Annotated in this window: 13 protein-coding genes, 1 tRNA gene and 1 pseudogene; all 15 read left to right on the forward strand. The window is 42.7% G+C overall.

All coding sequences use genetic code 11. From position 1 onward, the window contains the following. The first annotated feature begins 26 nt into the window (after nucleotides 1-26). The 15 genes and pseudogenes from nagA (at nucleotide 27) to ilvA (ending at nucleotide 13,568) form a co-directional block, all read left to right on the forward strand. Nucleotides 27-1,178 (forward strand): N-acetylglucosamine-6-phosphate deacetylase, encoded by a 1,152-nt coding sequence (gene nagA / locus G576_RS0101700; RefSeq protein WP_027973094.1) that lies wholly within the window; start codon nucleotides 27-29, stop codon nucleotides 1,176-1,178. A 120-nt stretch (nucleotides 1,179-1,298) separates the two neighbouring features. Further along, nucleotides 1,299-1,574 carry an aldo/keto reductase gene (locus G576_RS0101705; protein WP_027973095.1) on the forward strand — a complete coding sequence of 92 codons (276 nt, stop codon included), beginning with the start codon at nucleotides 1,299-1,301 and terminating at the stop codon, nucleotides 1,572-1,574. 180 nt (nucleotides 1,575-1,754) lie between these two features. Further along, on the forward strand, nucleotides 1,755-2,636 hold the full coding sequence (locus G576_RS0101710; RefSeq protein WP_027973096.1) for a class II fructose-bisphosphate aldolase: 882 nt from the start codon (nucleotides 1,755-1,757) through the stop codon (nucleotides 2,634-2,636). Nucleotides 2,637-2,792: 156 nt separating this feature from the next. Next, nucleotides 2,793-2,865 (forward strand) — tRNA-Thr (locus G576_RS0101715). 614 nt (nucleotides 2,866-3,479) lie between these two features. After that, on the forward strand, nucleotides 3,480-4,826 hold the full coding sequence (locus G576_RS0101720) for an APC family permease (protein ID WP_027973097.1): 1,347 nt from the start codon (nucleotides 3,480-3,482) through the stop codon (nucleotides 4,824-4,826). Between the two features lie 369 nt (nucleotides 4,827-5,195). Next, nucleotides 5,196-5,384 (forward strand): 50S ribosomal protein L28, encoded by a 189-nt coding sequence (gene rpmB / locus G576_RS0101725; RefSeq protein ID WP_018164578.1) that lies wholly within the window; start codon nucleotides 5,196-5,198, stop codon nucleotides 5,382-5,384. A gap of 119 nt (nucleotides 5,385-5,503) precedes the next feature. After that, complete coding sequence (locus tag G576_RS0101730) at nucleotides 5,504-5,866, forward strand: Asp23/Gls24 family envelope stress response protein (protein ID WP_027973098.1); 363 nt, start codon at nucleotides 5,504-5,506, stop codon at nucleotides 5,864-5,866. Between the two features lie 2 nt (nucleotides 5,867-5,868). Beyond that, nucleotides 5,869-7,530 (forward strand): DAK2 domain-containing protein, encoded by a 1,662-nt coding sequence (locus G576_RS0101735; RefSeq protein ID WP_027973099.1) that lies wholly within the window; start codon nucleotides 5,869-5,871, stop codon nucleotides 7,528-7,530. A gap of 52 nt (nucleotides 7,531-7,582) precedes the next feature. Then, nucleotides 7,583-7,966: an HIT family protein gene (locus tag G576_RS0101740; RefSeq protein WP_027973100.1), complete on the forward strand. Its 384-nt coding sequence runs from the start codon at nucleotides 7,583-7,585 to the stop codon at nucleotides 7,964-7,966. Between the two features lie 4 nt (nucleotides 7,967-7,970). After that, nucleotides 7,971-8,378, forward strand: a pseudogene (locus G576_RS12095) (NUDIX domain-containing protein). A 261-nt stretch (nucleotides 8,379-8,639) separates the two neighbouring features. Beyond that, nucleotides 8,640-10,346: an acetolactate synthase large subunit gene (locus G576_RS0101750; RefSeq protein WP_027973101.1), complete on the forward strand. Its 1,707-nt coding sequence runs from the start codon at nucleotides 8,640-8,642 to the stop codon at nucleotides 10,344-10,346. Next, a complete protein-coding gene (ilvN, locus tag G576_RS0101755; protein WP_027973102.1) occupies nucleotides 10,339-10,821 on the forward strand; it encodes an acetolactate synthase small subunit in 483 nt (160 codons plus the stop codon). The genes G576_RS0101750 and ilvN overlap by 8 nt, the downstream gene beginning before the upstream one ends. Before the next feature lie 31 nt (nucleotides 10,822-10,852). Further along, nucleotides 10,853-11,875: a ketol-acid reductoisomerase gene (gene ilvC, locus G576_RS0101760; RefSeq protein WP_027973103.1), complete on the forward strand. Its 1,023-nt coding sequence runs from the start codon at nucleotides 10,853-10,855 to the stop codon at nucleotides 11,873-11,875. Nucleotides 11,876-11,938: 63 nt separating this feature from the next. Continuing rightward, on the forward strand, nucleotides 11,939-12,247 hold the full coding sequence (locus G576_RS0101765; protein ID WP_027973104.1) for a hypothetical protein: 309 nt from the start codon (nucleotides 11,939-11,941) through the stop codon (nucleotides 12,245-12,247). Between the two features lie 70 nt (nucleotides 12,248-12,317). After that, a complete protein-coding gene (ilvA, locus tag G576_RS0101770) occupies nucleotides 12,318-13,568 on the forward strand; it encodes a threonine ammonia-lyase IlvA (RefSeq protein WP_027973105.1) in 1,251 nt (416 codons plus the stop codon). Nucleotides 13,569-13,830: the final 262 nt, after the last annotated feature.

Genomic DNA, 13,830 nt, shown 5'->3' on the forward strand with positions numbered 1-13,830 from the left:
GTTAATATAAAGACGGAGGACTTGTTATGACATGTAAATATATTACAGCAGATACCTTTTATTTTCTTGATGAAACAAAATCAGGCGGTTATTTAGAGATTCGTGACGGGCATTTTGGAGAATGGCGGAGCGAGCTTCCAGATGGAGTTGAACTTCTAGACTATAGGGGTTACCAAATTGCGCCTGGATTGGTGGACACCCATATTCATGGCTACGGTGGCGCCGACATCATGGATGCAGATCCTCAGGGTGTTTTACAGATGAGTCAAGCCCTGCTTTCGACTGGAGTGACCTCATTCTTGCCTACGACACTAACCTCATCTTTTGAGCAGTTGGAAAAAGCGGCTGCTTCTGTTGCGAGCGTGGCAGGTACCGAAAAAGGGGCTAAAATTCAAGGAATCTATTTTGAAGGGCCATATTTTACTGAAGAATATAAGGGCGCACAAAATCCAGCTTACATGGGAGACCCAAGTTTAGAAGAATTTGATGCCTGGCAAAAGGCCGCCAACGGATTGATTAAAAAGATTGCCTTAGCCCCAGAACGTGATGGCGTTGCTACCTTTGTCTCAGCCATGAAGGAACGAGGTGTGACCGTGGCACTGGGACACTCAAATGCTACTTACGCCCAAGCTAAGGCAGCAGTTGATGCCGGGGCTTCCGTCTGGGTTCATGTTTATAATGGCATGCGAGGTTTAACCCATCGTGAATTGGGTATGGTGGGCTCTGCTTATCACATTCCTGACACCTATGCCGAGTGGATTTGTGACGGTCACCATTCTGTACCTGAGGCAGGAGATATTCTCATAAAGCAAAAAGGCTACGACCATGTTGCTCTAATTACAGACTGCATGCGGGCCGGAGGCTGTCCTGATGGTGATTACATGTTGGGTGAGTTTCCAGTTGTTGTGGAAAATGGCACAGCTAGGCTCAAGTCAAGTGGCAGCCTAGCAGGCTCTATCCTGAAACTCAAAGACGGTCTTAAAAATGTGGTCAAATGGGGACTTGCAAGCCCAGCAGAAGCTATTAGAATGGCTAGCTATGTTCCAGCAAAATCGGTCAATATTGACGACGTATGTGGTCAATTAACAGCAGGCTACCCAGCGGACTTTATTGTTCTTGACAAAGACTTAAATCTCCTTGCCACCTATATTAATGGTGAAAAAGGCTTTGAAGCTTAAGCAACCTAAACGAAATTGGAAAAACTGTCCGATGGGCAGTTTTTTTGCTTGATTTAGACCTAGTCTAAGGTGTTAGCATAGTAATATATAAAATGAGAAGGAGTTTATGGAGCACCGACAATGCGAGTCAACAGCCTGTCTATCAGCCCTGTCAGTTCCTTTGGCAAGGCGGACATGAAGACCTTGGCTGAAAAATATGGCAAGAGCATTGCGCAAGTAGCCCTTGCCTGGTCATGGTATGAAGGCTTCTTACCCCTTCCAAAATCGGTTCACCACGCCCGCATTCTAGAAAATATGGATTTTGCAGATATTGAGCTCAGTCTAGAAGATGCAGGGTTTATCAAAGGCTTGCCAGGGTTGCCCACGGCACCAGACCCAGATGCTGTAAATTTCTAAGAGATAAAAAATCAGATGACAAAAACTAAGGCAGTGATGAAAGAAGCTCTGTCTTTTCTCAAATCAAGAAAAATCAGATTATTTTGAACAAGATTTATCTGATACTAGCATTATTGAATCATTTGTGATAAAATAAACGAGTAATGGGTTTGACCCAAAATATAAGAGGAGGCTCCTAAAATGCCATTAGTTTCAGCAGAAAAATTTGTCCAAGCAGCTCGTGAAAACGGCTATGCTGTCGGCGGATTTAACACTAACAACCTTGAGTGGACTCAAGCTATCTTGCGTGCAGCAGAAGCAAAACAAGCTCCAGTTCTTATCCAAACTTCTATGGGTGCGGCTAAGTACATGGGTGGTTACAAAGTGTGTCAATCACTTATCGCTAACCTTGTTGAGTCAATGAACATCACAGTTCCAGTTGCTATCCACCTTGACCACGGTCACTACGAAGACGTTCTTGAATGTATCGAAGTTGGTTACACTTCAGTAATGTTTGACGGTTCTCACCTCCCAGTTGAAGAAAACCTTCGTTTGGCTAAAGATGTTGTTGAAAAAGCTCACGCTAAAGGCATCTCAGTTGAGGCTGAAGTTGGTACAATCGGTGGTGAAGAAGACGGAATCATCGGTAAAGGTGAACTTGCTCCAATCGAAGATGCAGTAGCAATGGTTGAAACTGGAATTGACTTCCTTGCGGCTGGTATCGGTAACATCCACGGCCCATACCCAGAAAATTGGGAAGGTCTTGCACTTGATCACCTTGAAAAATTGGCTGCCGCTATCCCAGGTTTCCCAATCGTCCTTCACGGTGGTTCAGGTATTCCTGATGAGCAAATCGTTGCTGCAATCAAACTTGGTGTTGCTAAAATCAATGTAAACACTGAAAGCCAAATCGCATTCTCAAACGCAACTCGTGAATTTGCACGTGCTTACGATGCAAACGAAGCAGAATACGACAAGAAAAAACTCTTCGACCCACGTAAATTCTTGGCTCCAGGTATCAAAGCAGTCCAAGGCGCTGTTGAAGAACGTATCGATGTGTTCGGTAGCGCAAACAAAGCATAATAACATAACTTGTATGTTAAACCAGTCTACGGACTGGTTTTTTTGTCTACCTTATCATAAAAGTGAGAGACATTACTACACTTTATCAACTGTTAACATATCAAAAAACATTGACAAAACCAATCTAAAGAGTAAAATAATGGTGTAAATAAATTAGCCGATTTAGCTCAGTTGGTAGAGCAACGCACTCGTAACGCGTAGGTCACAGGTTCGATCCCTGCAATCGGCATTGAAATACAAGATAAAAAGCCCTTGATATAGGGCTTTTTTTGCTACTTTTTTGACTTTGTATCCCAAAAATGATTCGAGAACAAAAGTTCTATTTAGCTTAATTCATAGATAGCAACATAACAATTTGTAAATTAAGCTAGATAGAAAAAATCACTTTGTTAGGCTAGCTAAACTCCTAATTCGTCTGAACTAAACATGACCTATGCTTATGAGCCGCGAATGATCTCGTCATGATAGAAGCATATTACCAGGAAAGTGTATAAGTAATAGGTTATTTTGTAATCACTGGGAAGGTCAAAACAGGCCGTCAACAATGTCGTCGACTTTTCCAAAAAGGGACACTCTGACATGGCTACTATAAACGCTATAAAGCCATTCCCACGCTGAAAACCAATGGACGTAGAACAAGTGATATCAAAGATTCTATTTGACCTTGTCAGTCCTGCTTCTTTAGGCTATAATGAGTAAGGTTAACAGAAAAAATCACAGTAACATGAGGAATTTAGCTTGATAAGAGTTGAACCTCACAGAATCGGAGAGTAAAATGAGTTTGCCATCAAAGGCAAGCTCCTATTCATTTTAAAGCCCAGAATTGAGGAGAACGGTTATCGGATGAAAAATCAAGAGAGAAAAGCTTACGGGCTATCAACAGCAATAGCCTTAATTGTTGGTGTTGTTATTGGTTCAGGGATTTATTTTAAGGTAGATGATATTTTGACCTACGCAGGGGGAAATGTTGGTCTTGGAATGGTAATAATCATCTTGGGTTCTTTCTCCATCGTTTTTGGAGCCTTGAGTTTATCAGAGTTAGCTATGAGAAATGATGGCGATGGCGGGATATTTTCATACTACGCCACTTATTTGCATCCTGGTCTAGCGACTTCCTTGGGATTATTCACAGCTTATGTTTACCTGCCAGCCCTGAATGCCGTTGTCGCCTGGGTGGCGGCTAGCTTCACTCTAGGTAGTGATTCCAGTCTAGAGAGTCAGATTTTACTAGCAGGCCTCTATATAAGTCTCCTAGCTCTTATGAATATTTACTCCCGCATTCTAGCTGGGTATTTCCAGTCCCTATCTACCCTTTTGAAGATTATTCCCCTTCTTGCCATCGCTCTTGTTGGACTTTATTGGGGAAAAGCGGTGCCCGATATTCCACAAGGATTGACAGCTATTGAACCTCGGCCAGTTGGTTTGGGTTGGTTATCAGGTTTGATGCCACTTTACTTTGCTTACGATGGTTGGACAGTCGTAGCTAGCATCGCTCCAGAATTGAAAAATCCTAAGAAAAATCTGGCTAAAGCCTTTATCGTTGGTCCGCTTGTTATTCTCAGCCTCTACTTGCTATTCTTTTATGGTCTGAGTCGTATTCTAGGACCCTCCTTTATCATGACTACGGGTAATGATGCGGTGCTTCATGCCACAGAAATGATTTATGGTCAAACTATTAGTAAGCTACTTCTAGTTATTATCATTATCGCTGTTTTGGGTGTTTCAAATGGATTAACCTTATCAAACATGCGCCTTCCTCAAGCTTTTGCGGCGCGTGGCTGGATAAGAAGTTCAGAATTTGCTAAGGTTCATCCCCGATACCAGTTGTCTATGGCTGCTAGTTATTCAATAGCAGGTATCACGATTTTTTGGCTTCTTATTCATTACTTTGTTACTAAATACCATCTGCTTCCAGGAAGTGATATTAGTGAGGTAGCTATTGTCTTTAACAATGTGTCCTTCATCCTTCTATATCTGACGGTACTTGGCCTTTACCGTAAGGGGGAAATCACCAATAGACTGACAGGATTCTTATCGCCACTCTGCGCTATCGTGTCAATAGGTGTTCTTTTTGTGGGTAGTCTTTTGACGAATTTCGTGATGGCAACAGCCTTCATGCTATTCTGTCTCATTTTCTGCCTGTGCAGCTTTGCCCTTTACCAAAAGCATCAAAGTTTGGAGAAACCTTGATAGCAGCAAGATTTCTTTTGTCTTGAGCAAAGCTAAACTTAACAATACAATATCTTGAGATGTGATTTCATACTAACTGCTTGTTATTTTTTCAAAAAAGTAGGACAAGTCTACGGCTAAAATTACGATTTTGGAAAAGAAAATGTGCCAGAGAGTTAGAGCTACTAGTCTTCCTGCAAACAAATCTGGTGAAAATCAAGCCAGAGAGCGGCAAGTTCCCAGTGGATTACGAACCGCCTGACTGCTAGCAGTCAGGAATTGTGGAAACTTTCAAAGAAATAGCTTGCTTTTCTTTGAAAGTGATGGTAGAATAGTTGGGTATGTGGTGCTAGCACATCCGAACATATTCTACCTAGGAGGAAAAACGAAATGGCTAAAGTATGTTACTTCACAGGACGTAAAACTGTTTCTGGTAACAACCGTTCACACGCAATGAACCAAACAAAACGTACAGTTAAACCAAACCTTCAAAAAGTTACAGTTCTTATTGACGGTAAACCTAAAAAAGTTTGGGCTTCAGCTCGTGCTCTTAAATCTGGTAAAGTTGAACGCGTTTAATCAAAAATCGGCCTGATGAAGGTCGTTTTTTTATGCTGTTTAGGCCTAGACTTTATATTTTTTTACATTCTTTATCAAATGTGCTAAAATAGAGTGATTAAAAGATCGAGGTAGTAAAAATGACTGTAAAAATTAACACAAAAGATGGTCAAATTGAGCTTGCTGACGATGTCATTGCCACAGTAGTTGGTGGGGCAACAACGGAGATTTTTGGTGTTGTTGGGATGGCCAGCAAGAGTGCACTCAAGGATAATTTTCAAGCTCTTCTTCGCAAGGAAAATTATGCCAAGGGAGTTGTGGTTAAATCGACCGAAGAAGGTATTGCTGTCGATGTGTACACTGTCATGAGCTATGGCGTTAAGATTAGCGAAGTATCAAAGAATATTCAAGAACGCGTGAAATTCAACTTGGAGAGTCAATTAGGCATCACAGCCAGTGCGGTCAATGTCTATATCCAAAGTGTGAAGGTAGAGGGAGAATAATCGTGTCTACAATTACAACAAGTTTATTGCAAGAAATGGTTCAAGCGGCGGCCAGTCGCCTTGGAAGACAAGCTGAGTATGTTAACTCGCTCAACGTTTTCCCTGTGCCAGATGGCGATACAGGGACCAATATGAGTATGACCATGGACAATGGTGCCAAAGAAGTAGCTGACCAACCAGCCAATACCGTTGGTGAAGTTGGACAAATCCTTTCAAAAGGTCTTCTTATGGGGGCTCGCGGGAACTCTGGTGTTATCACTTCGCAGCTTTTCCGTGGTTTTGGCAATTCCATCAAAGGGAAAACAGAACTTGATGGTAAAGACCTAGCAGCAGCCTTCCAATCAGGCGTTGAAGTGGCTTACAAAGCTGTCATGAAGCCGGTCGAAGGAACAATCCTTACCGTTTCGCGTGGTGGTGCAACCGGTGCCCTTAAGAAAGCTGAGGAAACTGACGATGCTATCGAAGTTATGAGGGCTGCTCTAGAGGGAGCAAAGCGTGCTTTGGCAAAAACACCAGACATGCTACCAGTTCTTAAAGAAGTTGGCGTGGTTGACTCAGGTGGCCAAGGTTTGGTTTACATCTATGAAGGTTTCTTGTCAGCTTTGACAGGCGAGTACATCGCATCAGAAGATTTTAAGGCAACACCAGCTGTGATGTCTGAGATGATTAACGCAGAACATCATAAATCAGTAGCAGGACACGTAGCGACAGAAGACATCACGTTTGGTTACTGTACCGAAATCATGGTTGCTCTCGGGCAGGGCCCAACTTATGTCAAAGAATTCAACTATGAAGAGTTCCAAGGTTACTTATCAGGGCTTGGAGATTCGCTCTTAGTTGTCAATGATGATGAAATTGTCAAAGTTCACGTTCATACCGAAGACCCAGGTCTTGTCATGCAAGAAGGTCTCAAGTATGGGGCGCTTGTTAAGGTTAAGGTTGACAATATGCGTGGTCAGCACGAAGCTCAGCTTGAAAAAGAAGCTAAGCCAGCAAAACAAGAAGCTAAAGAATATGGACTTATCGCTGTTGTAGCAGGCGATGGTTTGGCTGACATCTTCAAATCACAAGGTGTTGACTACATTATTTCTGGCGGGCAAACCATGAATCCTTCAACTGAGGACATCGTTAAAGCTATAGAAGCTGTAAATGCCAAAAATGTTATTATCTTGCCAAATAACAAGAACATCTTCATGGCGGCACAATCAGCAGCGGAAGTCGCTGAGGTAAAGGCAGCAGTTGTCGAAACACGTACCGTCTCACAAGGTTTTACAAGTCTTTTAGCTTTTGATGAAAGCAGAGCTTTGGATGAAAATGTAGCGGCTATGACAGCAAGCCTTGCGGATGTCGTGTCAGGTTCTGTGACCCTTGCGGTGCGCGATACCACTATTGACGGTCTTGAAATTCATGAAAACGACATTCTGGGAATGGTTGACGGAAAAATTCTAGTTTCTACACCCGATATGGTTGTTGCCTTGAAAGATACTTTTGCTAAAATGATTGACGAAGACAGTGAAATTATTACCATCTACGTCGGCGAAGAAGGTTCTCAAGAAGTAGCAACAGAAATTGCAGAATACCTTGAAGAAACTTATGAAGATGTGGAAGTGGAAATCCACCAAGGTGACCAGCCGGTTTACCCATATCTGATGAGTGTTGAATAAAATGACCAAACTCGCTACCTCAGTGGCGAGTTTTTTGAAAAGGGGGAAGAAAGTGTCGGAGTGTCTTTTTTGTCAGCTGACAAGAGCGTCTTGGATTACTGAGAGTGAGCATTTTTATGTGGTCTGGGATATTGATCCCATTCAAGATGGGCACATGCTCTTGATTAGTAAGCAACACCGCCAGTCTTTGCAGGCACTAAGCGCAGAAGAGGCAGCTGATTTACTGGTTTTGCAGCAGCAACTTTTGGAAAAAGTAGAACAGATAGATGATTGGGGTGGGACGCTTGCTATCAATAACGGGAAGTTGATGGATGAGGGGACGCATTTTCACTGTCATTTGATTCCGCGTTTTAAAGACGATGGTTTTTGGGATAAGGTGGCTCCGCAAGGTCGTAACTTTGATAAGGAGAGTTTTTTGAGGGACTTATGCGACTGAGAAAATTTTGAATTGGGTTAATATTTGTGTTAAAGATGGTAACAAGATTTTATGATTAGATAGGAAGCACGACAGTTTTCCAGGCTGGATTTTTTCAGGTGGGAAGGTAGAATTTCCAGAGTCCTTTTTTGAAGCTGCCGTGAGAGAATTACAGGAAAAAACAGTCCTGACTGCCTTAAATTTAGAATTCAAAGGCATTTCTGGCCTTACCAATCCAGACAAGTTTGAACGTTATGTTTATTATGATTTTCTCTGTACGAATTTTGAAGGACATTTGTTAGAAGATTCCCGAAAGGGCAAGCCAAAATGCTGGCAGATTACTAATCTAGATAATATTTCCATACAAAAGGATATCAGGGGACGCTTGTCTCTCTATTGTTGCAAGGGTTCTTTCGAACGCATTCACTACTAGGACGAGCTTAATCAATGTATCACAGAAACCAAAACCTTTTTATATGATTAATGGAAATATTTTCCAGTTTTGTCTTGCAATCTTGTTTAAAAATGGTATCATAGAAGAAAGTTTTGAATTTTTCGACAATTTCCGAAAATGAATGCAGGCTAGAAACTAAGTGAAAAAGATGATTGTTAGAGGCGGAACGTATTCATCGGCCAGTTTTCATTTTGACTTTGTACGTATCAGGCTTTTAGTATCTTTATGAAGGGAGAATTTGTGGAAAAAATGATTTTAAACGAACCTAAGACAGGTTCGGAATTGGTTTTGGACACCCTTTTAAATCTAGGGATTGATCGAATATTTGGTTATCCTGGCGGAGCTGTTTTGCCTCTCTATGACACTTTGTATCAGTACCAGGATAAGATTTCCCATGTCCTAGCCCGCCATGAGCAAGGGGCGGTTCACGAAGCGGAAGGGTTTGCCAAATCAACTGGAAAGATTGGTGTGGCGCTCGTGACTTCAGGACCAGGAGCAACCAATGCCATTACAGGAATTGCTGATGCCATGGGCGATAGTGTTCCACTTCTCGTCTTCACGGGACAGGTGGCAACGCCTGGTATCGGTAAAGATGCCTTTCAGGAGGCCGATGTCATCGGCATGACTATGCCTATTACCAAATACAATTATCAAATTCGTCACACAGAGGATATTCCTCGTATCATCACGGAGGCTGTTCACATCGCAACGACAGGTCGTCCGGGTCCGGTTGTTATTGATTTGCCTAAGGATGTTTCAGCTACAGTTGTGGAGCATTATCATGAGCCAACGGTTGATCTTCCGTCCTATCAGCCAACAATTTCGCCTAATGGTCTTCAGGTGAAGAAAATGTTGGTGCAGTTAAGCAAGTCTAAACGTCCAGTTATCTTGGCTGGAGGTGGCGTGGCTTATGCGGAAGCTAGTGCTGAACTCATTGCCTTTGCGGAGCGCTATCAAATTCCTGTTGTGTCAACACTTTTAGGACTTGGAACTATGCCCATTCCGCATGAGCTTTCTCTTGGTATGGGAGGCATGCATGGCTCCTATGCATCCAATATGGCCTTGACCGACGCTGATTTTATCATCAATATCGGTGCTCGCTTTGATGACCGCCTGACTGGTAATGTCGCAGAATTTGCCAAGAATGCAGTGGTCGCTCACGTTGATGTTGACCCTGCTGAAATCGGTAAGGTGGTTAAAACTGATATTCCCGTTGTCGGCGATGCAAAGAAGACTCTTGAAATGCTTTTGGCCTTTGATCAGGTGGAAACTGATTATGCTGACTGGTTAGCGCAAGTTTTGTCCAATAAAGCAAGGGCACCATTTAGTTATGATAAATCTGAGGATTTCATCAAACCACAGGAAGTGATTCAGTATATTGGCCAGTTGACTGATGGTGAAGCCATTATCGTCACCGATGTCGGACAACACCAGATGTGGGCGGCTCAGTTTTACCCTTACCGCTATGGGCGTCAGTTGATTACTTCAGGTGGTATGGGAACTATGGGATTCGGTATCCCAGCGGCGATTGGTGCTAAGTTGGCAAATCCTGATAAGGAAGTTATCCTTTTTGTGGGTGATGGTGGTTTCCAGATGACCAATCAAGAGTTGGCCATTCTCAATGGCTACGGTGTCCCAATTAAAGTTGTTTTGATTAACAATCATTCACTTGGGATGGTTCGCCAGTGGCAGGAGTCCTTCTATGAGGAGCGTCGCAGCCAGTCGACTTTTGACGACGAACCAAATTTCCAGCTTATGGCTCAAGCGTATGCTATTGCCTCCTATCGCTTGACAAATCCAGCTACTCTGAAAGAAGATTTGAAGGTTATTAAGGAAGACAAGCCAATGCTTATTGAAATTTGTATTTCCAACCGTGAGCATGTTCTTCCGATGGTTCCAGCTGGCAAGGCCAATCATGAAATGTTGGGGGTGACTTTTAATGCGTAGAATGTTAACCGCAAAATTACAAAATTCAACCGGCGTCCTCAACCGTTTCACAGGTGTTCTTTCTCGTCGTCAGGTCAATATAGAGTCCATCTCAGTTGGACCAACTGACATTCCAGCAATTTCACGTGTGACTATCATCATTGATGTGGAAACCTTGGATGAGGCAGAGCAAATCATCAAGCAACTCAATCGCCTCATCGATGTAGTGCGAGTGCGCGATATCACTGACATTCCACACCTTGAGCGTGAAGTTCTTCTGGTCAAGATAGCTGCGCCTGTTAGCAAACGAGCAGAAATCTTAGCCATGATTCAACCCTTCCGAGCAAGCGTTGTTGATGTGGCTCCAAAATCTATTACCATTCAAATGACTGGAGATGCCGATAAAATTGAAGCTCTCCTCCGCGTCATCAAACCTTACGGAATTCAAAATATCGCGAGAACAGGAGCAACTGGCTTCTCCCGTGATATGTCCTAAATGAAAATTAATTAAAGAAAAGAGAAAAACTATGGCAGTAACAATGGAATATGAAAATGATGTAAAAGTACCAGCACTTGACGGCAAAAAAATTGCAGTCATCGGATATGGTTCACAAGGTCATGCTCATGCACAAAACTTGCGTGACTCAGGACACGACGTTATCATCGGTGTGCGTGCGGGTAAATCATTCGACAAGGCTAAAGAAGACGGTTTTGACACCTATGAAGTAGCAGAAGCGACTAAATTGGCTGATGTGATTATGATTCTGGCTCCAGATGAAATCCAAGCAGATGTTTATGCAACAGAAATTGCACCAAATCTTGAAGCTGGAAATGCCCTTGGTTTTGCTCACGGTTTCAATATCCATTTTGGCTATATCAAAGCACCAGAGTCTGTTGATGTCTTCATGTGCGCGCCTAAAGGTCCAGGACACTTGGTACGTCGTACTTACACTGAAGGATTTGGTGTACCAGCGCTTTACGCTGTTTATCAAGATGCTACTGGAAATGCTAAAGACATTGCCATGTCATGGGCGAAAGGTGTAGGATCTGCTCGAGTAGGTCTTATGGAAACAACCTTTAAAGAAGAAACTGAAGAAGATCTTTTCGGTGAACAAGCGGTGCTTTGTGGCGGATTGACAGCTCTTATCCAAGCAGGATTTGAAGTCTTGACAGAAGCTGGCTACGCTCCAGAATTGGCATATTTCGAAGTGCTTCACGAAATGAAACTCATCGTTGACCTTTGCTACGAGGGTGGCTTCAAGAAAATGCGTCAATCAATCTCAAACACAGCCGAGTTTGGTGACTATGTAGCAGGACCACGTGTCATCACTGAACAAGTTAAGGAAAATATGAAAGGTGTTCTTGCAGACATCCAATCAGGTAAATTTGCCGATGACTTTGTGACAGATTACAAAAATGGCCGTCCTAAATTGACAGCTTACCGTGAGGCAGCTGCTAACCTTGAAATTGAAAAAGTAGGTGCAGAACTTCGTAAAGCAATGCCATTTGTTGGAAACAACGACGACGATGCTTTCAAGATTTATAACTAAGTAAAGAAGACGATAGCTTAAAATCAGGATGTTTAGAACCTCCTGATTTTATCGTCTTTTGTAATGGAACAAGAAGAACATGACAAAACACACATTTTCACTCAAGTGGTTGATGTTTTGCAAAATGATCCCTCAACAAAGAAAGATACTCTGGTAGCTAAGCTAGATCCGTTCCGCCAACAAGTCACAGAGGGCATGACTGATGAGGATTTTACTTTCCTCTTTCCGACCTCGCGGCTTTTAGCGATAGATGAAGGGGAAAGGCAAGCTGATAAGGGAATTGAGCCAGATGTTTTCATTACATGGACGCCAGAGCATTTTGAGAGGAATGTGGACTTGGAGACAGCGTTAGCTTTTCTCCGAGACAGCTAAAAGGGGTTTAAAATGAGCCTTTTTTCTGCTATAATAAATTTGCTGAAAATTTCGAAAACGAGGATATCAGATGATTACAGCTAAAGATGTGACGGCGGCTTATGCTGTCCTAAAAGATGTGGTGGAAAGAACACCACTTGATTTTGATCGCTACCTATCCGAAAAGTACGGGGCAACCATTTATTTAAAGCGTGAAAACATGCAAAAAGTGCGTTCTTTTAAGATTCGTGGTGCCTACTATGCTATTTCTCAGTTGACAGATGAGGAGAAGGCGCGTGGAGTGGTTTGTGCTTCGGCGGGTAACCATGCCCAAGGTGTGGCTTTCACCTGTAATGAAATGAAAATTCCAGCGACAATTTTTATGCCGGTGACAACGCCTCAGCAGAAGATCGGTCAGGTCAAGTTTTTTGGTGGTCCTTTTGTGACCATTAAACTGGTCGGTGATACCTTCGATGCTTCGGCAAAAGCAGCGCAGGAATTTACAAAGTCAGAAGGCATGACCTTTATAGACCCTTTTGATGATGACAATGTTCAAGCAGGGCAGGGAACGGTTGCCTATGAGATTTACGAACAGGCTAGGGAAGAGAATGTCAGCTTTGATAAAATTCTTGTACCAGTGGGTGGCGGTGGCTTGATTGCTGGTGTTGCTACTTACCTGAAGGACCTTGCACCAGAGTTAGAGATTGTGGGTGTTGAGGCGTCTGGTGCCCGTTCTATGCGCGCAGCTTTTGACAAAGGACATCCAATAGCTCTAACAGAAATCGATAAATTTGCGGATGGGATTGCCGTGCAAAAAGTCGGTCAAAAAACGTATGAGGTGGCTCGTAGATACGTGGATCAGCTAGTCGGTGTTGATGAGGGGCTGATTTCTGAAACTCTGATTGACATGTACTCTAAGCAGGGAATTATTGCCGAGCCTGCTGGTGCGGCGACAATCGCTGCGCTGGAGGTCATGAAGGATGAGATTGTCGGAAAGACCATCGTGTGTATCATTTCAGGTGGAAACAACGACATCAACCGTATGCAGGAAATGGAAGAACGGGCTCTTATTTATGCGGGCCTCAAGCACTATTTTGTGGTTAATTTTCCACAACGTCCGGGTGCTCTGCGCGAGTTTGTAAATGACATTTTGGGACCAAATGATGATATTACCCGCTTTGAATACATCAAACGTGCCAACAAGGGAACAGGCCCTGTACTCATTGGGATTACCCTTGCAGAAAAGGAAGATTACCCTGGTTTAATTGAGAGGCTAGCTGCTTTTGACCCAACCTATATCAATCTTCATGGAAACGAAAGTCTTTATAATTTGTTAGTTTAAGTTGGTCAATATTGGTCAAAGAATTGGTGAATTAGCTTAGGATTTTTCTTGACCAAAGCCCAAAATTGGGTATAATAAATTCATCAATCATATAGAGAACTAAGAGGAGTTTGTCGCTGTGGGGGCAGACTCTTTTTTAATATCGATTGATCATTTTTAAGCTTAAAATGTCCTGTAAATCGTTGACTTTTGTTTTATTTGATAATATAATTGTACTAAGGGAACAAAACAAAGGAGATCTTATGCCTTTTTACTTTTGGAT

The sequence above is a fragment of the Streptococcus porci DSM 23759 genome, from assembly GCF_000423765.1.
GTDB lineage: Bacteria > Bacillota > Bacilli > Lactobacillales > Streptococcaceae > Streptococcus > Streptococcus porci.